The sequence below is a fragment of the Agrobacterium sp. M50-1 genome (genome assembly GCF_049843495.1).
GTDB lineage: Bacteria > Pseudomonadota > Alphaproteobacteria > Rhizobiales > Rhizobiaceae > Agrobacterium > Agrobacterium radiobacter.
This window is the reverse complement of sequence record NZ_JBBHZH010000005.1, coordinates 315,622-335,752: the sequence shown is the minus strand read 5'-3', so window position 1 is coordinate 335,752 and position 20,131 is coordinate 315,622. Positions and strand designations below refer to the sequence as shown.

General features: G+C 59.8%; 17 protein-coding genes and 1 tRNA gene. 1 reads left to right on the top strand and 17 read right to left on the bottom strand.

The window, feature by feature from the left end; genetic code table 11:
- Positions 1-2: 2 nt before the first annotated feature.
- From WDZ78_RS14970 to WDZ78_RS14890, 17 genes are all read right to left on the bottom strand, one after another.
- On the bottom strand, positions 3-731 hold the full coding sequence (locus tag WDZ78_RS14970; protein WP_026363791.1) for an esterase family protein: 729 nt from the start codon (positions 729-731) through the stop codon (positions 3-5).
- Positions 728-1,693, bottom strand: coding sequence for an acetylxylan esterase (locus WDZ78_RS14965; protein ID WP_026363792.1), 966 nt, complete (start codon positions 1,691-1,693; stop codon positions 728-730). Before WDZ78_RS14965 ends, WDZ78_RS14970 begins: the two co-directional genes overlap by 4 nt.
- 124 nt (positions 1,694-1,817) lie before the next feature.
- The gene (locus tag WDZ78_RS14960; RefSeq protein WP_425673455.1) at positions 1,818-2,744 is read right to left on the bottom strand and encodes a carbohydrate kinase family protein; all 927 of its coding nucleotides are present in this window, start codon (positions 2,742-2,744) and stop codon (positions 1,818-1,820) included.
- Between the two features lie 99 nt (positions 2,745-2,843).
- On the bottom strand, positions 2,844-3,542 hold the full coding sequence (locus WDZ78_RS14955; protein ID WP_425673454.1) for an orotate phosphoribosyltransferase: 699 nt from the start codon (positions 3,540-3,542) through the stop codon (positions 2,844-2,846).
- Positions 3,543-3,709: 167 nt separating this feature from the next.
- On the bottom strand, positions 3,710-4,747 hold the full coding sequence (gene pyrC, locus WDZ78_RS14950) for a dihydroorotase (RefSeq protein WP_425673453.1): 1,038 nt from the start codon (positions 4,745-4,747) through the stop codon (positions 3,710-3,712).
- A 113-nt stretch (positions 4,748-4,860) separates the two neighbouring features.
- On the bottom strand, positions 4,861-5,898 hold the full coding sequence (locus tag WDZ78_RS14945; RefSeq protein WP_003520015.1) for a 4-hydroxyproline epimerase: 1,038 nt from the start codon (positions 5,896-5,898) through the stop codon (positions 4,861-4,863).
- 126 nt (positions 5,899-6,024) lie between these two features.
- Positions 6,025-7,347, bottom strand: a complete 1,323-nt coding sequence (locus WDZ78_RS14940; RefSeq protein WP_020011015.1) for an alpha/beta hydrolase — start codon at positions 7,345-7,347, stop codon at positions 6,025-6,027.
- A gap of 188 nt (positions 7,348-7,535) precedes the next feature.
- A complete protein-coding gene (locus WDZ78_RS14935; protein WP_425673452.1) occupies positions 7,536-9,032 on the bottom strand; it encodes an acetyl-CoA hydrolase/transferase family protein in 1,497 nt (498 codons plus the stop codon).
- A 290-nt stretch (positions 9,033-9,322) separates the two neighbouring features.
- Complete coding sequence (locus WDZ78_RS14930) at positions 9,323-10,123, bottom strand: phosphodiesterase (RefSeq protein ID WP_425673451.1); 801 nt, start codon at positions 10,121-10,123, stop codon at positions 9,323-9,325.
- Between the two features lie 66 nt (positions 10,124-10,189).
- Positions 10,190-11,482: an ABC transporter substrate-binding protein gene (locus WDZ78_RS14925; RefSeq protein ID WP_425673450.1), complete on the bottom strand. Its 1,293-nt coding sequence runs from the start codon at positions 11,480-11,482 to the stop codon at positions 10,190-10,192.
- 42 nt (positions 11,483-11,524) lie between these two features.
- Positions 11,525-12,346, bottom strand: a complete 822-nt coding sequence (locus WDZ78_RS14920; RefSeq protein WP_425673449.1) for a carbohydrate ABC transporter permease — start codon at positions 12,344-12,346, stop codon at positions 11,525-11,527.
- Entirely contained in the window at positions 12,346-13,272 is a 927-nt protein-coding gene (locus WDZ78_RS14915; RefSeq protein WP_425673448.1) for a carbohydrate ABC transporter permease, read from the bottom strand. Before WDZ78_RS14915 ends, WDZ78_RS14920 begins: the two co-directional genes overlap by 1 nt.
- Positions 13,269-14,414, bottom strand: coding sequence for an ABC transporter ATP-binding protein (locus WDZ78_RS14910; RefSeq protein WP_425673447.1), 1,146 nt, complete (start codon positions 14,412-14,414; stop codon positions 13,269-13,271). Before WDZ78_RS14910 ends, WDZ78_RS14915 begins: the two co-directional genes overlap by 4 nt.
- 217 nt (positions 14,415-14,631) lie before the next feature.
- A complete protein-coding gene (locus WDZ78_RS14905; RefSeq protein WP_425673446.1) occupies positions 14,632-15,444 on the bottom strand; it encodes a class I SAM-dependent methyltransferase in 813 nt (270 codons plus the stop codon).
- Between the two features lie 184 nt (positions 15,445-15,628).
- Positions 15,629-15,705 (bottom strand) — tRNA-Arg (locus WDZ78_RS14900).
- 217 nt (positions 15,706-15,922) lie between these two features.
- Complete coding sequence (locus WDZ78_RS14895) at positions 15,923-17,341, bottom strand: ATP-binding protein (protein ID WP_425673483.1); 1,419 nt, start codon at positions 17,339-17,341, stop codon at positions 15,923-15,925.
- Between the two features lie 250 nt (positions 17,342-17,591).
- Positions 17,592-19,640, bottom strand: coding sequence for a methyl-accepting chemotaxis protein (locus WDZ78_RS14890; RefSeq protein WP_425673445.1), 2,049 nt, complete (start codon positions 19,638-19,640; stop codon positions 17,592-17,594).
- A gap of 351 nt (positions 19,641-19,991) precedes the next feature.
- Here WDZ78_RS14890 and rpmH point away from each other — a divergent pair, with 351 nt between their 5' ends.
- Positions 19,992-20,129 carry a 50S ribosomal protein L34 gene (rpmH, locus tag WDZ78_RS14885; RefSeq protein WP_003493611.1) on the top strand — a complete coding sequence of 46 codons (138 nt, stop codon included), beginning with the start codon at positions 19,992-19,994 and terminating at the stop codon, positions 20,127-20,129.
- Positions 20,130-20,131 lie beyond the last annotated feature (2 nt).

The window sequence follows — 20,131 nt, the reverse complement described above, 5'->3', positions numbered from 1 at the left end:
CTTCAAATATAAAGCGCCGCCATCTTGCGCCACGCACCCGCACGGTGGGCGCGGCCGTCCCAGACGTGCATCTGATGCCCCACCTGCTTGTCCGACAGGACCCGGCTCAGATGGTGATTGTTGTCCAGAAACGGGTCGGCATCGCCGATGGTGAAGACCATGTCGATACGCCGCAGGTGATCAAGCCGCCATGGGCAGGCGAGGCCCGGCAGGAAATGGCTCGGCATGTGGAAATAGACGTCGTCATCGTAATAACCGTCGAACAGATCACCGAAGGATTCCACCTTCATCGTCAGATCATAACGACCGGAAAAGGCGACGAGCTTGCGAAACAGATGCGGGTGGCGAAAGACGAGGCTGGCGGCCTGAAACGCACCGAGACTGCAGCCCTGCACGATCGTGTCACTATTCGGGTTTTTCTCGGCCATCAGCGGCAGCACTTCGTTCAGAATATACTCTTCGAAAGCGGTATGCCGGCGAATGCGATCGGCGGGATGACGCCCGGCCGCATAGAAGGTCTCTCTGGCCAGCCCCTCTATGCAATAAAGCTGAAGGTGGCCCGCCTCCAGCTTGTCGGCCAGACTGCCAACAAGGCCCAGTTCCTCATATTCGAAGAAACGCCCGTCGCGGGTGGGAAACATCAGCACCTTGGCGCCAGAATGTCCGAATATTAACAGCTCCATGTCGCGATGGAGCCTTTGACTATACCAGCGGAGATATTCGCGTTTCATGACACCTTGAAAAACCGTCTGACCTTGTCCTTATGGACCGCATCTTGCGATGCGCTGTCAGGGTAATCGAAATGTCCGGCGTCGAGGATGAAGATTTCATTAAATTTTGATTGTGGCAGCGCATTGGCCACGGCGAACTGGCAAGGCGGCGCCACTGCCGGATCGAAAAGCGCAGGCGCGACCAGCATCGGCACTTTTATGCGGGCGGCGGCGCAGGCGGCATCGAACAGGCGCAGCGTTTCAAGCACATTGGCATGGGTCTTCTGGTACGTCTGAACCGCATCCGCGCTGCCGACGGTGGGCAGCGTCAGCCAGAACGGCCGATGTCCGAATGTGGGGACCACCAGATGACCGCGATCAATACGCTCGTCGAAAGGAATGGCCAGGGCGCCGATTCCGCCGCCGAAACTGATGCCGCTATACCCCACCTGCCCGTCCAGCCAGGGATAAAGGCTTATGAGCGTGGAAACGGCAACCCACAGATCATCGACGCAGCCGCCAATGATGTAATCGTCTTTCCTGTCGATATTATAGAGAACATGGAGGGCCGGGTCGGACGAGATCGGCGGACAGGCGCTCAGCGAAAGCCCGCGAAAACAGGGAAACAGCACGGCTGTTTCTTCCACCGGCACGTCGAAATCAGGAGCCTCACGACCGCCGTAACCATGACCCACAACGAGGCCGCGACGCACCTGCCCTTCGCGCGGTAGCAGCAGCCACCCGCCGATACGAAAACCGCCGGTGGAGGTGTAGGTCATATCGAGGACATGCCAGCGGGGGTCGCTGAGCCTGCTCTTGCGCAGTACCGGTCGAGGATCTGTGGCGAGTGCGCGGCGATAGCGCTTTTTCCAGAAATCATCGAAGCCCGGCGGCGCCTCGGGCGGGGTGATGGCCAGCAACTGTTCACGCTGCATGCCATAGGTCGGGTCGAAATCAAAAGGATGGGACTTGGGAACGCTCATGCGATGCTTGTTTCGTGAAAAAACAGCGGACACAAGCTTCATAATATCGAAATAACGGTTTTTTACCGCTTTAGCGGCGGGAAGAGTGTTGAACCACCTGTTCAAAATGGTTCAACCGCGCCCATCACAAACCGATCTCATGCGCAAAGGGTGGATTCGCGCCGGCCCGCGAGACCGTGACCGCCGCAGCCTTCGCACCCAGCGCCAAAGCCTTCCTGATCTGCTCTTCCGTCAGCGAGGCAACCTGCGCCTTGGTCAGAAGGCCCTGCATTTTCAGCGAAGCGAGAATGCCGGCATCGAATGTATCGCCCGCACCGACCGTATCGACTACCTCTACCCGTTCGGACGCCACTTCCACCTTGAAATTGGCCGAATAACCAACGGCACCCTTGGCGCCCCGGGTAACCACGACGAGTTTTGCGCCATGATGCAACCAGTGGCGTGCGAGCGTCTCTTCGTCGCCTTCCACTCCGAACCATTCAAGGTCCTCGTCGGAGAATTTTACGATGTCAGACTTCGCCGCCATACGGAGGATGCGGGCCATATGCGCCTGCTTGTCCTTGATGAAACCAGGGCGGATATTCGGATCGAGCGAAATGACGCGGCTTTGGTGCTCGCGTACCAGCAGCGCCTCATAGGTACTGCCGCAGGGTTCCGGAATGAGGCTGATGGCGCCGAAATGCAGCGCCTCGCAATCCGCGCCAAGCGCCGGAAGATCGGCCTCGGTAATCATCCTGCCGGCGGTATTCTCGTCATAAAAAGCGTATGTGGCATGGCCATCGACGAGCTTGACGAAGGCGATCGTGGTCGGCCGCGAAAGCATTGCGCAATAGCTGAAATCCACATTGCTCGCCCGCAGGGTTGCCCGCAGGATATCGCCCATCATGTCGTCGGAAAGACCCGTGAAGAAGGCGGACGGGACGCCGAGACGCCCCAGCGCAATCGCCGTGTTGAAGACCGCTCCGCCTGCATAGGGGGCAAAACCAGCCTCGCCCAGCGTCGTCTGCCGGGGCAGCATGTCGATCAGGGCTTCACCACAACACAGGATCATTACGGTCCTCCTCAAACAGCAAATCAAATGGACTTAAATCGATTTAGACGAAGATCGATCGGAAGGCCAGCCGCAAAACCGGGCTGGCCGCATCCGAAATCACGATTGCGGCAATTCGCTGACACCGCCGCGCTTTGCCGACCACGGCAGGGGGTTATCGAGGAAAGCCTCGACCTCGGACAGGGTCTCTTCGTCAAACAGTTTTTCGGCGCGGGCGACCGCCAGAACATCGCGCCAGGTCGTCAGGTAATGCAGCTTGACATTGCCGTTGGCGAAGCGCGCTTCGGCCTCTTCGAAGATGCCGTAATAGAAGAGCGCGATGCCGTGGTCGACGATACCGCCCGCCGCACGGATGGCGTCGATGAAGGTGAACATCGAGCCGCCGGCCGTCGTCAGATCCTCAATGACGAGAACCCGTGCGCCGTCAGGCATATGGCCTTCGATCTGGGCGTTGCGGCCATGGCCTTTCGGCTTCTTGCGGCAATAGATCATCGGCAGGCCAAGGCGCTCAGCAAGGAAAGCCGCGAAAGGAATGCCCGCCGTTTCACCACCCGCCACACAGTCAAACTTCTCGAAACCGGCTTCGCGCATGACAGCCGCCGCCGCAAGATCCATTGCCGCCGAGCGGATGCGCGGGAAGGAGATGAGCTTGCGCATATCGATGTAAACCGGGCTCTTCATGCCCGAAGCGAAGGTGTAGGGGCTTTCGGAATTAAAATGGACCGCCTTGATTTCCCACAACATCTTCGCAACCAGTTCCGCAACGACGGTGCGGTCAGTGAATGTGAAATGGTTCATAGGCGTTCTCCTTTTTCGGCCTTGGTTTATCGCTCCGAAAACCCGGATCGGTTTTCGGAAAGCACAACATCTCGGTTCAGCATTGCAGGCATCCGCAGGCGGCGCCGAAGGGCGAATGCCTGGGGACCATAACAAAACCGCCGGCAGTGCCGGCGGTCATAAAAAAATCAGCTTACATCCCAATGGAGCGGGAACATCGGGTCGAACACGGTCACCGGCCCGGCGCCCGTTTCGATCTTGGCGGGAAACGACACCGCTTCCTCGCGCTTGACCAGCGTGATCGTCTCCTCGTTCGGCGCAAGACCATACCAGGCCGGGCCGTTGAGCGACGCGAAGGCTTCCAGTTTATCGAGGGCGTTTTCATCCTCGAAGACATGGGCAAGGCAGCTCATGGTATTGATCGAGGTATAAATGCCGGCGCAGCCGCAGGCGCATTCCTTCAGCGGGTCCACATGCGGGGCGGAATCCGTGCCGAGAAAGAAGCGGGCGTCGCCCGAAGTCGCAGCAGCCCGCAGCGCCAGCCGGTGCTCCTCGCGCTTGGCAACGGGCAGGCAATAATAATGCGGCTTGATACCGCCGACCAGAATGGCGTTACGATTGATGATGAGGTGGTGCGTGGTGATGGAGCCGGCCAGATTGGACTTGGACGACTTGATGTAGTCCACGCCGTCGCGGGTGGTGATGTGCTCCATGGTCACCTTCAACTCTGGCAGACGCTGGCGCAGGGGTTCCAGAACCGTATCGATGAAGGCTTTCTCGCGATCGAAAATATCGACCTCCGGCGTCGTCACCTCGCCATGCACGCAGAGCGGCAGACCGATCTTCGCCATGCGTTCCAGAACCGGCATGGCCTTGTTGAAATCGCGCACACCCCCGTGGGAGTTGGTGGTCGCGCCAGCCGGATAGAGCTTTACGGCGGTGACGAGACCGCTTTTTTTACCCTCTTCCACATCGTCGGCCTGCGTGTCCTCCGTCAGATAGAGGGTCATCAGCGGCTCGAAACGATCGCCTGCCGGAATGGCCCTGACAATGCGTTCGCGATAGGCGCGGGCATCGACCGTGGTGACGACCGGCGGCACCAGGTTCGGCATGATGATGGCGCGGGCGAAATGGCGGCTCGTATCCCCGATCACTCCTTCCAGCATTGCCCCGTCACGCAGGTGCAGGTGCCAGTCATCAGGGCGGCGCAGGGTGAGCGACTTCATCGGGATACCTCGGAGTATGACGGAATTGGCGCCCGCTTATCATCTTTTGCCACGGGAAAACAGCCGCCAAAGTCCATCGAGCGGCTGTAAATGTCATTTTTTTGAGACATGCCTCAGATGTTGCCCGCTTCCGGCCCCCAGACATCGGTCATGGCGAAACCATCCGCCAGGGGGTCGAAGGGATCGAGGCCGACCTGATGCAGCCCGAAGGTGAAGCCGCGCCCGGCGATGGTGGGAATGACGGCCGGGCGGCCCGCCACCTCGGTGACGGCGGAAAGGCCGACATCGAATTCCGAACCGATGATCGAGCGGGATTTATATTCATCTCCCACCTTCACCTTGCCGCGCGCATAAAGCGTGGCAAGATTGGCGGAGTTGCCGGTGCCGCAGGGCGAGCGATCCGCCCGGCCCGGCCACATGGTGGTGCAGGTGCGGATGGAACCGTCCGCATCCACATCCCGGAACATCACATAGGCGACGCCTGAGATGGCCGGGATTTCCGGATGGACGACGGTCATTTCGCGGTTGACCAAATCTTTCAGGATCATGCCCGCCGAGACCAGCTTTGCGGCATTGGCCTTTTCGATCGTGAGGCCGATCTGGCGGACATCGACCAGCGCATAAAAAATGCCGCCATAGGAGATATCCATCGTCACCCTGCCCCATTCCGGCGTGTCGATGCTGACATCCAGCTCGTGCACGAAGGACGGCACCATGGTCAGCTTGACCTTTTCGCAACGACCGTCCCGGCAGGTGGCCGTGGCCTTTACCAGACCGGCAGCCGTTTCCAGAATGATGACGGTTTCCGGTTCCTGCATTTCCACCATGCCGCTTTCCAGCAGCGCTGTCGTTGCGCAGATGGAATTCGAGCCCGAGCTGGCATGCGCCTGATCCGGCTGGAGAATGACGAAAGCCGCATGCGCATCCGGATGTTTCGGCGGCAGGAGAAGATTGACCGAGCCCATGGGCGTGCCGCGCGGCTCCAGCGTCAGAAAGCGGCGCAACGCCTCACCCTGCGGATCGGTATTCATCCAGTGAAGCTGTTCGGCCACGGTATTGCCGGGAATTTTCGGCGCGCCGCCAGTGACGACACGACCGATTTCGCCTTCGCAATGGACATCGAGAAGCTGGAGGGTGCGTTTCCAACGCATGGGTCTTACTCCGGAAGTGGGGTTATTAACCGGACCATACAGATAAAAATACAAGCTGTATACAAATCTGCGAGAATGTGATGACAAAAACGCTTAGCGTTTCCGCGCCCTTTCTCGCATCGTAGCTTAGCGGTTACGGCATTCCGCCCGGTTTCGGTTGGCAGCAGCATCGCAGTTCACCCTTGACGATTGAAGCGCCTGATCGTCCACTACGGAGCTGGCCGTATCCCCCACCGATCCGACCGTGTTTTCCATGGAGCGGCCCAGTCGTTCCACCTGCCTGCCATAATTTTCCCGCGTGCGAGGATCGAAGACTGCAATCGGTGCGCTGACCACCACGCTGGCCGCCGTTCCAACGGTCTGCGCAGCACCAATGCTGACAGCGCCAAGAGCTTCGCCGAGACCGACGTCGGAATCCGTTACCGTCTGCCCGGCGATAAGGCGGTCGCCAATCAGACGCACGACCTCGGGGCTCTCGGCAAATTTGCCATGGTTCAGACGATCGCCGGATTGCAGCTTGGTGAGATCGAGAACGGTGATACCGGCTTTTTCAAGCTCGCTGCGATAGGGCTCGACGGATGGGTCGATCTGGCCGAGACGGTCGACATTGCCGGAAATGCGGCGCGACAGGCTGAGCGCGCGGTCATCCTGCGAAACGAAAAGTGTGAATTTCGGCGGGGTTTTGCCGAGGCTTGCGAATTGCCGGCTGAACACGTCCACATCAAGATCCGGCGCCGCGAGGATGACATTACCGATCTTCGGATCGACACGGCCATTGCGGATGGCCATCTGGCGCAGCGCCTCCACTGCAAGCCAGGTGCCCATGGAATGGGCCATGACCGTGACCTCGCCGATGGACCTGTCCTTGGCGAGGCGGGTTAGCATCTCCTCCAGCGCATCGCGCGAGTAGTTGGTGCTTTCCTTGTCGTAGTTATAGTCAAAGATGCTCGCTCGCGACGGCCAGGTGAAGACGACGGGCACGACGTCAGTGCCGGAATCATGGACGATCTGCGCGAAACGATAAACGGATTCCTCGTACCGGTTGTTGAAACCGTGAACGAAGACCAGCACCCGCCGGTCCTTCTGGATATGTCTGCCGATCCAGCTTCTGGTCTCGGCTTCCGAGCGAATGGGCTCCACCGCCACCGTGGTGAAATCCTTCAGCGGATTCGGCGGCAGCTTCTTCGGCCATTGCACCTGCCCGACCTTGCGGTTGGCGTTGGGCGGAATGGAAACCGTCACCGCATCCACCTTCAGACCCGTTCCACGCTCGCCGCCAAAAAGCACGGCGGCGTTTTCCGATGGCGCGCGGGTGGTGGCGACGAGAAGATTGACCGGCGTGGTTCCCGCCACGGTCTGCCCCGTCGGCGTCATGACCCCGATCGGACGCCCCCCGCAACCGGCGAGCAGGGCGACAATGGCGATTATGGCCACGAAGCGAATGGGCATCACATCACTCTCCTACAACCCAGAGGCAGCCGGAAAGCAGCCGGGGGAGAGGATTTTCTACCGGAGGCGGAACCGCCACGCCAGCAACCTGACCCAAGAGCGGACAATTTCCGCCCCGGTGTGTCCAAACAGACCCAATTGTATGGCGGTTGAGCCGGTGGCGGGGGCGCCTTTAAAAAAACGCAGGCCTATTTCTGCGGCAGCATCGTGCCCCTTTCGCGCAGAGCCTCATGCCAGGATAGCGCCTCTTCGATGAGATGCGGCGTGTGCCCGCCCCGCGCCACCGCCCGCTGATAATAATCCGTCAGCGCATCCCGGTAATGGGGGTGCACGCAATTCGCGATGATAACCGCCGCACGCTCGCGAGGTGCGAGACCGCGCAGATCGGCAAGCCCGGTCTCGGTGACGAGGATATCGACATCATGTTCGGTATGATCGACATGGCTCACCATCGGTACGACACTGGAAATTGCCCCGCCCTTGGCGATCGATTTGGTGACGAAGATGGACATATAGGCGTTGCGGGCGAAATCCCCCGAACCGCCGATGCCGTTCATCATGTGCGTTCCGCCGACATGTGTGGAATTGACGTTTCCGTAAATATCGAACTCCAGCGCCGTGTTGATACCGATAATGCCAAGGCGGCGGATGACTTCCGGGTGATTGCTGACCTCCTGCGGGCGCAGGATCAACCTGCTCTTGTACTCCGCCAGTCGCGGCATCACTTGCTCGTTCATGGCGGAAGACAGGGTAATCGACGAACCCGAGGCGAAGGTCAGCTTGCCCGCATCAAACAGTTCGAAAGTCGAATCCTGCAGGACCTCCGAATACATTTTGAGATCGTGAAACGGCGTATCTATGAAACCATGCATGACAGCATTGGCAATGGTGCCGATACCGGCCTGAAGCGGCTGGAGTTCATGGGTCATGCGGCCGTGACGCACCTCGTTCAACAGGAACTCGGTGAGATGGCCTGCAATGGCCTTGGTCTCGTCATCCGGCGGCAGCACGGTTGAAAAACTGTCGCTCTTGTCACTCAGCACGATGGCCGCGATCTTTTCCGGCGGCACCGGGATGAAGGGCAGGCCGACACGACTATCCGTTGCCACCACCGGAATGGGCATGCGGGTCGGGCGCTTGGCGGGAATGAAGATATCATGCAGCCCCTCCAGCACCTCGGGCTGCGACAAGTTGATTTCGACGATGACCTTGTCGGCCAGAATGGCGAAGCTCGCGGAATTGCCGACGGAAGTGGTTGGCACGATGCCGCCTTCCGCCGTGATCGCCACAGCCTCGACAATAGCGATATCGACACCGTGGATCTGGCCGCCGCGCAATTGCTCGACCGTTTCGGACAAATGCTGATCGATGAACATCACCTTGCCGTCATTGATCGCCCTGCGCAAAGCCGGATCGGACTGAAACGGCATGCGGCGCGCCAGCATGCCCGCTTCGACCATGGTCTTGTCGAGATCGTTGCCAAGCGATGCGCCGGTCATCAGGGTGATTTTCATGGGGTTCGTCTTGGCGCGTTCGGCCAGCGCCAGCGGCACGGCCTTCGCTTCGCCGGCCCGCGTGAAGCCGCTCATGCCGACCGTCATGCCGTCCTGAATGAGGCTGGCGGCCTCTTCGGCGCTGACGATCCTGTTCAAGAGGGACGCGTTGCGGATACGCTTTTCAAGCATGCACTTCTCCATGATCTGTCATCACGATGGCACGGCATTCTGTTGGCCACCTCTCGGCGACTATGGCGTGCAGTTTCATCGATGAAACTGACATAGATCAAGGGTGTGCACGGAACCATGGCTCTCGCGCATCAAATCCGTTCAACAAACCTCAAGTGACGCATCGGCGCGACAGGCCGCGGGGTCTTCTCACCACCGCAGCCTTGTAATTGGCAAAAACCTCTCCCTCAGCACGGACAACAGGCGGCGAGGCGGATGTCATCTCTCTGCTACACTGAAATCGTCCGGTGTCAGGGGCCTTCGCAGACAGGCGCCTGACCGAGCACGACCTGCCCCACTTCCGCATCATAGGCACGCAGACCGAATGCGCCGAGGCTTATGACCCGGTAACAGGGATTGCCGCCCGTCCACAGCGGATCGACACCATCAATATCGGTGATGAAACGGTGCGCGCAGGCCTGACCGGAGCTGTAAGCTATGCCTTCGGCCGTCGTGCCCGCCATCGGTACATGGATATGGCCAAAAATGATGTGACGTATACCGGCCGGATGGGCGGAGAGGCGGCGCATGACAGCACCGTCATCATGCATGCCGATATGTTCGAAATGGCGGATGCCGCAATCCATCGGCGGGTGGTGAATGAAAACCGTCACCGGAAGATCGCTCGGGTTTTCCAGCGCACTCTCCAGCCATGCCAGACGATCCGCACCATACATGCCGCCTATGACATCAGCTTCGTGGCTGTCGAGAAACAGCAAACGACCAAAATCCGTATCGATGAAGGACTGGATATAACCATTGTCGTCGCGCGGCTGCTCGGGAAAGGCGGCCACGAATTCCGGTCGGCGGTCGTGGTTTCCGAGCATCAGCCTCACCGGCATGGAGACCGGCGTGAGGATGTCGCGCAGCAGCTCATAGGCTTCCGGCTCGCCGTAATTACAAAGATCACCCGTCATGACAAGAAGATCGGCGTCGGCGTGTTTTTCGACAATATCGGCCACCGCCGCGCGCAGCTGCTTTTCCGGGTCCACGCCGTTTACAGCAATGCCGGGCGGTACGAGATGGGTATCGGTAATCTGGATGATCTTCATGACAAGTCTTTCTGCGCAAAACGGCTGCGGGAACGGATTTCCCCGCAGCCTCTTTCATGGCTCTGCTTATTTCAGCAGGGCGTTGGTCTGCTCGACGATCTGCTTGAGACCGGCTTCCGGCGTCACCTCACCGCGCATGACGGTGCCGATGATGTCGCGCTGCGTGCGCCAGATGCGAACGGAATCGCCACCCGGATAACCTGCCCAGGGCAGAGAACGGTCAGCCTGAAGCGACGCGGTCTTCACATTCGGGTTCTCGACATAATAGGGAGCGAGGAAGTCCGGGCCGGTGGCCAGCTTGTTGGTCGGCAGGTAGCCGGTGATGCGAACAATGGTGTTCTGCGCTTCCGGACCGGTGATCCACTTCAGGTACTTCCAGGCAGCATCCTGCTTGGCCTTTTCCTGGGTCAGGATAACAGCCGAGTTGCCGCCGGTCGGAACGCCGCCCTTTTCCTTGTTGTCGAGCGGGAAGGTCGCCGTCTTCAGTTTGAAGCGGTCGCCGACCAGACCCTGGATCGTCTGAACGTGGGCGGGCGTCGAGAAGATGAAGCCGGTGAGGCCTGCACCGAACTGCTGGCGAGACTGATCCCAGTCGAGCAGGTTCTGGCCGCCTTCGGTGACGAACTGACGGGTCATCTTCAGGGCGTTGAGGCCGATCTCGTTGTCGAAGCCAACTGTCTTCGCCTTCTCGTCGACGAGCTTGCCGCCCTGTTCGACGATGAGCGCCTGCCACAACCAGTCATCCGGCCAGCCGTTGATGTCGTAGCTCATGCCGGCGAACTTGGGGTCAAGAGCCTTGATCTTCTTTGCAAGAGCAATGAGCTCGGCAAAGGTCGTCGGCATCTTGTCCGGATCACCGCCAGCCTTGGTGACGAGGTCGGAGTTGATGTAGATGATCGGCGAGGAGGCGTTGACCGGCAGGCCGTACTGCTTACCGTCGATCTGGCCGAGTGCGGCCATCTTGGGGCTGTAGTTCTTGTCAAGGAAGGCCTGGCCGCCTTCAGCCTGAATGAACGGGCCGAGATCCGTGATCTGGTTGCGCGGTGCAAGCGTGTGAACGAGTTCCGCCGTCAGGTTGTAACCCGAGAAATAAACGTCAGGCAGATTGCCAGTGACGGCAGAGCGCAGAACCTGCTGCTGGCCTTCATTGTAACCGGCGGCCGGAGCGAGGAAGCTGATCTTCACATCAGGGTTCTTCTTCATGAATTCATCGGCCAGCGGCTGATGAAACTTGGTGAAGCCCGGCAGGTTGTAGAGAACGTTGAGCGTGATTTCATTGGCCAGAACCGGCTGAGCGAGGCCCGCAAAAGCCATGCCGAGAGCCAGACCGCCCATCACAGCGCGTCGGTTGAGTTTCATGTCAGTCTCCAGAGAGGTTGGGAGGAGGAAGTCTGAACGGCGTCACTTGACGCCGGTCATGGTAATACCGGCGATGAAGTGCCGTCGTGCGAGGAGGAAGCACAGCACCATCGGCGCGGTAATCAGTGTGGCGCCCGCCATCAGCGCACCATAATTCGCGCCGGATTCGACATCCGCGAAAAGCATCATGCCAAGCGGCGGCGGCGCGAGATTGGTGTCGGAGACCACGATCATCGGCCAATACAGGTCGTTCCAGTGGGCAACGAGCGAGAAGATCGAGAAGGCGGCGAGCGAAGGCAGCGACCCGCGAAGGACCAGTCCCCAGCAAATCTCCATTTCCGAGAACCCGTCCATGCGGGCAGCCTCGATGATTTCATTCGGATAGCTGCGGAAGGACTGGTTGAACAGGAAGATGGCGAAGACCGAAAGGAAGAACGGCATCATCATCGCGAAATAGGTATTCAGAAGTTCCGTCTTGGCCAGACCGACGAAAAGCGGCAATGCAAGCGCCTGAATGGGAACGCAGAGCGCCGCAATAACGAGGCCCAGCAGCAGCTTGCGGCCCGGGAACCGGAGCTTTGCCAGCGCATAGGCAGCCGGAACCGATGTCAGCACCTGCACGACGAGAATGCCGACGCAGACGATGACGCCGTTCAGCATGAAACGCGCCATCGGCACCTGACCCGCCGCCCGGGCGTAATTATCGACAGCGTCGAATTTTTGCGGGATCGGCCAGAGCGAGACATCGAATATTTCCGCCGGCGAGCGGATCGAAGTCAGCACCATCCAGTAGAACGGCAGGAGCATCACGAAAGCGCCAAGGGCAAGCACGAGATGTGGGAGATATTTGCGGAGTGCGGCCATCAGTAATGCACCTTCCGGTCCATGTGCAGCGTCTGGCCGATAGACAGGACCAGCACGATCGCGAGGAAGATAATCGTCAGCGCGGCGGCATAACCGGTGTTCGAATATTCGAAACCTTCGAGATAGAGATCGAACAGCAGGGTTTCCGATCCGAAGCGGCCCTTGGTGAGCACAGCCACCGTCTCGAACACCTTGAAGGCCGAAATGGAGGTGGTGACCACCACGAACATGGTCGTCGGCCCAAGCATCGGCCAAGTCACGGTCAGGAAGCGGTCGACCGGGTTCTTGGCGCCATCCAGCCGCGCCGCCTCGTGCAGATCCTTCGAAATGGCCGTGAGGCCGGCAAGGAACAGCACCATGTTGAATCCGAGGATCTGCCAGACGCCCATCAGCGCCATGGTGGGAATGAGGAGGACGGGATTGGAGAGGAAGGCGACCGGTTCGAGACCAAGCCATTTGATCGCCGCATTCACCGGACCAAGCGAAGGGTGCAGCAGGAACTGCCACACGGTCGCCATGGCGACGAGTGTTGCGGTGACGGGGAGAAAATAAGCCACTTCCCAGAAAGCGCGGCTGCGCTTGCGGTTATATACGAGCAAAGCCACGCCGAGCGCCAGAAAGACGCCGAAGGGAATAACGATGAGCGCATAGATGGCGGTATTGGCCAGGGCGCGCAGGAAAACCGGATCCTGAAACGCCTTGATGAAATTTCCAAGACCGACAAAACGCGTGGAAAGCGCACCCAGCTGATAATCGGTGACGGAAAAACCTGCCAGAACAAGCATCGGCACAATATAGATCGCCAGAAGCAGCAGGCTTGCGGGGGCTGCGAACATCAGGCCGCGCCAGATCATCCGCCGGTCCGCCTTCGACAGCCGCCGGCGAGCCGTCGCCCGTGCAGCCGAGGAGAAATCAACCGCCGTCATGCCGGCACCCGTTCGCGCACCGTCACCTTGCGACGCAGCCCATCGGCCGCGAAGAGATGCGCGCGTTCCGGCGCAAAGCCGAGATTCATGACGCCATTCGCATCGGCACCCAGCGCCTCGCCCGCGACTTGACGCAGGGTGATGGCGACGGTCTCGTCGCTCAGCAGGCGGCAGCTCACGAAACGATCGGCGCCGTGGGTTTCACTGCGCACCACGCGCACGGCAAAACCCTCTTCGCCCGGACGCAAGTCTTCGGCACGAAGGCCGAGCGTCGCCGGGCCAGCATCGCGGCCGGCACCTTCAATGCCGAGATCGCGCCCAAAAGCCGTGATCTTGCCCTGCGTATCGATTTCGACCGGCAGCAGGTTGATCGAAGGCGTGCCGATAAAACGCGCGACCGTCAGCGTCGCGGGCTTGCGGTAAAGCTCGTCCGGCGTGCCCAGCTGCTCGATGCGGCCTTCCGACATCAGGGCGATGCGGTCGGACATGGTCATGGCTTCGATCTGGTCATGGGTGACGTAGATGAAGGTTGCCCCAAGCCGGCGGTGCAGGCCCGCCAGTTCCTCACGCATGTGCGCGCGAAGTTTCGCATCGAGGTTGGAGAGCGGCTCATCCATCAGGAAGGCTGCAGGCGAACGCACCAGCGCCCGGGCGAGCGCCACACGCTGACGCTGGCCGCCGGAAAGCTGCGCCGGCTTGCGATCCAGCAGATGCGCGATCTGCAGGGTCTCGGCCGCCTGTTCGACGGCGGCATCGATCTGCTTCAATGTTTCAGCGGGCGCCGCAAAACGTCCGATCAGCGGCAGGCGTGCAGCAAAAGGCAGGCGTCGCATCCTGAGCGGCGTCGCGATGTTCTGGCGCACGCTCATATGCGGATAAAGGGCGTAGGACTGGAAAACCATCGCCAGATTGCGATCGCTCGGATCAATCTCCGTCACATCCTGCTCGCCGATCGAAACCGAACCGCGATCCGGCGTTTCCAGGCCCGCAATGATACGCAACAGCGTGGACTTGCCGCAGCCCGACATACCAACGAGGGATAAAAACTCGCCTGGACGGATTGAGAGATCGATCTCTTTCAGAACATCATCGGCCCCGAAGCCTTTGCCGATGCCCGAAAGTTCAAGTGATTGTGGCGTCATTCTGCGCTCCTTTTCTGGAGCGCATATGCTTTTATTGTATGACAATATGACGAAGGTTCGGGGAAAGTTCGATGACACTCGAAAGCCCGGAAATGTCGGGTGATCGGAAAACCTTGCTGTATAGGCCTCTATCCAAAACCACTAATATTGAGGGGGACATTACAGAATATTCCCGGCGCTTATTCATGGACTCGGAAACCAGCCTTGAGGCGCCGATTTATACGGCGGCGAGAATCACATGCGCCTGAATTTTGGCGGCAACCTCACCGCCGCCATGACGCGTTTCAATGGCCGTGGTGACATAATCCGTCGCGGCATCCAGCTTTCCGGGAGCCCTTGCCTCGATTTCCGTCCGCAGAACGGTTCCCTGACAATAAGCGATCGCTGGAATACGCGGCGAAGAGGCGCGGCTTTGCGCCGCCACCGTCTCGATCGTCACGCGGGAAAACCCGGCATCCTCCAGTTCGCGGCGGATCACGGCCACATCATGATAACCATGCGGGGTACGGACCATGAAGCGCGGCGGATCATCGGGGAACAGGCGCGCCAGGGCGTTCGTCACATCATTCGCGAAGTGGTTTTCCTCGATACGATCCCAGACGTTGAATAAATAATGCCCACCGGGCTTCAGCACCCGCTTTGCCTCTCGATAGGCCGACAGGCGATCACCGAAAAACATCGCACCGAACTGGCAGAAGACGAGGTCGAAAACAGCGCTTTCAAAAGGCAGCGTCTGGGCGTCCGCCTGTTGCCATTTTATGCGGTGATCCGGGGCCTCCCGCGACGCGGCGAAATCGAGCATCGGCCGATTGAGGTCGGTCACCACATAGTTTGCGGCAGGCAATAATCGGGGAGCCAGTTCTCGCGTGACGACACCGGTTCCCGCGGCGACCTCCAGAATATCAATCGGCATCAGGGCCGCCGCCCGTCGCGCCAGATCAGCGGCGAACGGCGCAAAAATCAACGGCACCATATAGCGGTCGTAATTTTCCGGAATCGAACCCGCAAATACCTTGTCCGCTTCCAACATGGCTTTCACCCCGGGCCATCGATGACCGGATGATTTTAACATATATTCGGAAGGTTCGGAATTCCTTCGGTCCTGCCGGGTGTCGCAGCGGCCGAAGCATCTGGCGGAACGGATTTACCGTTTCAAGCCACATGGCAAGCGAGAAACATCGCGTGTTTCAGGACCTGTTTTTTAGGAAAGAAAATGGCGCACCCGAAGAGATTCGAACTCCTGACCCCCAGATTCGTAGTCTGGTGCTCTATCCAGCTGAGCTACGGGTGCGTGCCGTTCCGGTCGTTTCCGGTGGCGTGGCGATCCTCTAAAACGTCCTCATTCCGAATGCAAGCGATTTCGTTTGGAAATTGTCATTTTTCCGCAGCAATTCCTGTATCTTATTGATTATATTGAAAATTCCATGCGCCTCATTTTCCACGGGCCTGAGACCATGTCCATTCCGGCGGAGATAATGATTTCACGGGCCTGCTGCGGTGCGGGTTTTTCAGGCGGTTCTGGCGGCCTGCACGGAGGCGGCGCGGTCGGCGATTTCAATGCGGAACTGCGTGCCGGGACCGGGCTTTTCGACGAGCGCGATGGTGCCGCCATGAGCAAGCACCAGTTCGCGGGCAATGACCAGCCCAAGGCCGGTGCCGCCGGAGCGGGCAGACCCCCTGAAAGCGGAAAACAGGTTTTCCTTGGCCTTGCGCGGCATTCCCGGCCCATTGTCGTCGATGACGATGCTGACGACGCTGCCGGCTCTCTGGGCCAGGATGGAAAGGTGTCTCGGCGCGGCATTCGTGGCATCGGATTGCAGAGCCTGAACGGCATTGCGACAGAGATTATGGATGACCCGGAAAAGCTGTTCGGAATCCGCATCGATCGTGAGATCCGAGGGGACGCTGTCGTGAAACTCGATACCGCTGTCGGGATCGAGCGCCAGAATATCGCGCACATCCCGCACCAGAAGGCTCAACTGCACCATCTTGCGTTTCGGCGCGCCTTCGGTCGCCTGGCCATAGGCCAGAACCTCGCCCGTATAGGCCACGGCACGGTCGATGGTGCGCAGAAGCTTCGGCGCGAAGCTCCTGACCATCGGGTCCTTGGCATCCACAAGCCGGTCGGACATCAGCTGCGCGGAGGAGAGGATGTTGCGCATGTCATGGTTGATCTTCGACACCGCAAGGCCGAGATCCACGAGGTTCTTCTGCTGGCGCAGGGTTTTCTGCAGTTCGGTCTGCATATCCGCAAGGTGGCGGCCCGCAACCGACAGTTCGTCCGTCCCCTCCTCGGGCACGAAAATCCGCTCGGGATTACCCGGATCCTCGGAGAAATTCTGCATGCCGAGCGTCAGCCGACGTATCGGCCGGATCATGATGCGGTTGATGGAGATGAATATCAGGCCGGCCGTGATCAGCGACAGGACGATGGAAATCAGGAAAACGTTGCGGGCATAGGCAAGCATCGCCGCCCGCAGCTTGTTTTCGCCCAGCACCAGCTCGATGATGGTATCGCTGTCGCCCACCACATCGAAAACGCGGATGACACGGTTGCCGCCAAACAGCAGGGTGGAGAAGGCATCCCGCACCGCCGCCACCTGCGAAACATCGGAAAGATCATATTGCTCGTCGACACCGGGCGGTGTTTCCGCCACGGCAAGCAGACGCGAGGTGCCGTCCTTTCGCAGCGCGATAAGCTTCGCCCCGGTTGCCATCAGCGTGTCGTTCTGCACGCTTCGCGGCAGTTCGGCCTGCAAGCCATCAATCACCGCGCCGGCGGCGGCGGCCGTATTCAGACGGTCCCGCAGCCAGGAAAGACGCATATTGGCGACGGAAGGCACGAAGATCAGCACTTCGGCGATCATCACGAAAATGACCGTGAGCAGCAGCAGCCGCCCGGAAAGACCGGCGGTCAATCCCGGCATGCAGTGCACCGGATCGTCTTGCGTGCGGTCCAAGCTGTCTACGCCTTTAGAAAACACCGGGCCATGATCCTGTATGCGCGCCGCTGCTTGCGTGGAACGGCTCGGTTTATATGCAGCGAAGATAATAGGACCTAATGGATATTTTTCCAATGCGCTGCAAAACAAACGTTTTCATTGCCGGAAAACAAACGCCGCCCGAAAGGGGCGGCGTTCGCAACATAAGCCTGTTTGAGGCGGAACCGCAGGTCGCCTAGAATTCCTGCCAGTCGCCATGCGCCGGTGCTGCAGCGGGCTGGGCGTTGAGCGCACGACTGACGCTGTTCATCAATTTGCGGGCCGGAGACGCCACCGCCGCCGTCCTGCCGGAGACCGCAACCGGTCCGGCGGATGCCGTCACCGGTCTTGCAGGCTGCTTGAAATGGTGGCTGCGCTGTGCATTTTCGGCGCCAACATTGAAACGGGTCACCAGCGTCACGAGATGATCCGCTTCGCTGCTCAGCTTGTGAGTTGCGGCCGAGGTCTCCTCCACCATGGCGGCATTGCGCTGCGTCACCTGATCCATCTGGTTGATGGCGGTATTCACCTCGTGCAGTCCGGTGGACTGCTCCCTGGCCGCCGTCGCGATCGAATGGATGTGCTCATTGATCGTCAGAACGCGGGTCTCGATCTCGCTTAGTGCGCTGCCGGTTTTCTGCACCAGCGACACGCCGCGTCCGACCTCCTGGCCGGATTTGGTGATCAGCGCCTTGATGTCCTTTGCAGCCGTTGCGGAACGCTGCGCCAGTTCCCGCACTTCCTGCGCGACGACGGCGAAGCCCTTGCCGGCTTCGCCAGCACGCGCCGCTTCCACGCCGGCGTTCAGCGCGAGAAGGTTGGTCTGGAAGGCGATCTCGTCGATGACGTTGATGATCTGGCTGATTTCCCGCGAGGCATGCTCGATGCGATCCATGGCGGAGACGGCATCGCGCACGACACTGGCGGATTCCTCCGTCTTCTGCTTGGTTTCGGCAACCATGGCGCTGGCTTCCTGCGCACGGTCGGTGGAATTGCGAACAACGGCGGTGATTTCGTCCAGGGCGGCGGAGGTTTCCTCCAGCGCCGCAGCCTGCTGTTCCGTTCGCTTCGACAGGTCGTCGGCCGCCGAGCGCAGTTCACTTGCGTTGCCGCTGATGCCCTCCGTGCTGCCGCGCACCTCCCTCATCGTCTCGCGCAGCTTCGTCAGCGTCTGGTTGACGTTCTCCTGGAGTTCGGCGAACACACCGCGGAATTCGCCGTCCATCTTCTCCGTCAGATCACCCCGCGCCAGACCTTCAATGACGCGGCTGGTCTCGGATACGCCGTTATGGACCCCCGTGAGGAGCGAATTGATCGTCGCGGCGAAACGATTGAGGTTTTCGTCGCCATAATCCTTGTTGATGCGGCGGCTGAAATCGCCCTGGGCCGCGGCGTCGACGACGACGGCCATGCCGGCCTGCAGGTCGTCGCTCTTGGCGCGCATGGCGGTCTCCTGCGCATTCATGCGGCGCACCTCGCGGCCGTTGTTCTTGAAGACCTCGACGGCGGCGGCCATTTCACCGATCTCGTCGTTGCGGCCGAGATAGGGGACTTCCGCGTCCAGATTTCCATCGGCCACCGCATTCATCACCTGCGAAACCCTGCGGATGGGCGCGCTGAGCTGCCGCGTTCCGATGTAGAGGCCGAAGGCGGCGCCTGCGCCGACACCTGCAACCGTCACGGCGACGATCACCCAGAATATGGCGGTGCTGAAAGAATCCATTCCTGCCTTTACGACTTCCAGTTCGGCAATGTCGTTTTTCACGACACCATCGATCTCCGCCTGATAGGCCTTGCGGTTGGCGCGGTTCGCCTCATTGTTGCCCTGTTGGGCGGCTGCCTGCGGCCCGCTCTCCTTCGCCAGCCGGACAGTCTCCAGACGGAAGGTCCGGAATTCCTTGGACCGGCCGACAAGCTTGTCGAAACTCGTCCGCTGTTCCGCCGGCACGAGCTGAGCCCAGCTGGCAATCAGCTTTTCCATGGCGTCAAGGTTTTTGACCATGCCGTCGGCAAAGGGGGTGGCTGCGGCCACATCCGCCGCCGCATAGACGCCGCGCGCCTCCATGACGACTGCTGTCACCAGACGGTTAAGCGCCTCGCCCTTGTAGGCCCTTTCGGCAGTCTCCTCGAAATGATGCGACCTGACCCGGAACTCGTTGATCGCATAGATGGAAAGCCCGCCGATGGTGCAGGCAACGAGGCTCATAAGCCCGACAAGTAGATTGATACGACCGCGAATTCTCAATTTCGTTCCCCCAACAAAAACCAGCCGCGCAATGAAAATGGGAAGCTGGCATAACTTTTCGCGTCACAAGATTTATCAATCCGGCGTTAAGAAAGAATTTCGGATTTTATCGATTGCGCGTCGGAATCAGCCTCAATCGACAGTCGGCGAAGGAGATTGCGGTGCGTTTTCCGCAAAAGGTGAACCGCGAAAACCCCTTCGGCAATTGACTTTGCTCGGCCTATGCCCTTATAAGCCGCGCACGCTCGGCCATTGAAAGCTCGCCCAGGCGGGGTTAGCCGTGCAAAAAACGAAACGCTCTTGCAAATAATTGCAAATTCAAGAAGGGCCGCACACCGCGGTATTAAATAAATGTCGAAGCGTACTTACCAACCGTCCAAGCTTGTTCGCAAGCGTCGTCATGGTTTCCGTGCCCGCATGGCTACCGCCGGCGGCCGCAAGGTTCTCGCAGCCCGCCGTGCGCGCGGCCGCGCACGTCTGTCGGCTTAATT

What these genes read in the sequence shown, in the direction of transcription:
- WDZ78_RS14970 (WP_026363791.1), bottom strand. Translation starts at nt 731, where the DNA reads ATGAAACGCGAATATCTCCGCTGGTATAGTCAAAGGCTCCATCGCGAC.
- WDZ78_RS14965 (WP_026363792.1), bottom strand. Translation starts at nt 1,693, where the DNA reads ATGAGCGTTCCCAAGTCCCATCCTTTTGATTTCGACCCGACCTATGGC.
- WDZ78_RS14960 (WP_425673455.1), bottom strand. Translation starts at nt 2,744, where the DNA reads ATGATCCTGTGTTGTGGTGAAGCCCTGATCGACATGCTGCCCCGGCAG.
- WDZ78_RS14955 (WP_425673454.1), bottom strand. Translation starts at nt 3,542, where the DNA reads ATGAACCATTTCACATTCACTGACCGCACCGTCGTTGCGGAACTGGTT.
- pyrC (WP_425673453.1), bottom strand. Translation starts at nt 4,747, where the DNA reads ATGAAGTCGCTCACCCTGCGCCGCCCTGATGACTGGCACCTGCACCTG.
- WDZ78_RS14945 (WP_003520015.1), bottom strand. Translation starts at nt 5,898, where the DNA reads ATGCGTTGGAAACGCACCCTCCAGCTTCTCGATGTCCATTGCGAAGGC.
- WDZ78_RS14940 (WP_020011015.1), bottom strand. Translation starts at nt 7,347, where the DNA reads ATGCCCATTCGCTTCGTGGCCATAATCGCCATTGTCGCCCTGCTCGCC.
- WDZ78_RS14935 (WP_425673452.1), bottom strand. Translation starts at nt 9,032, where the DNA reads ATGCTTGAAAAGCGTATCCGCAACGCGTCCCTCTTGAACAGGATCGTC.
- WDZ78_RS14930 (WP_425673451.1), bottom strand. Translation starts at nt 10,123, where the DNA reads ATGAAGATCATCCAGATTACCGATACCCATCTCGTACCGCCCGGCATT.
- WDZ78_RS14925 (WP_425673450.1), bottom strand. Translation starts at nt 11,482, where the DNA reads ATGAAACTCAACCGACGCGCTGTGATGGGCGGTCTGGCTCTCGGCATG.
- WDZ78_RS14920 (WP_425673449.1), bottom strand. Translation starts at nt 12,346, where the DNA reads ATGGCCGCACTCCGCAAATATCTCCCACATCTCGTGCTTGCCCTTGGC.
- WDZ78_RS14915 (WP_425673448.1), bottom strand. Translation starts at nt 13,272, where the DNA reads ATGACGGCGGTTGATTTCTCCTCGGCTGCACGGGCGACGGCTCGCCGG.
- WDZ78_RS14910 (WP_425673447.1), bottom strand. Translation starts at nt 14,414, where the DNA reads ATGACGCCACAATCACTTGAACTTTCGGGCATCGGCAAAGGCTTCGGG.
- WDZ78_RS14905 (WP_425673446.1), bottom strand. Translation starts at nt 15,444, where the DNA reads ATGTTGGAAGCGGACAAGGTATTTGCGGGTTCGATTCCGGAAAATTAC.
- WDZ78_RS14895 (WP_425673483.1), bottom strand. Translation starts at nt 17,341, where the DNA reads ATGCCGGGATTGACCGCCGGTCTTTCCGGGCGGCTGCTGCTGCTCACG.
- rpmH (WP_003493611.1), top strand. Translation starts at nt 19,992, where the DNA reads ATGTCGAAGCGTACTTACCAACCGTCCAAGCTTGTTCGCAAGCGTCGT.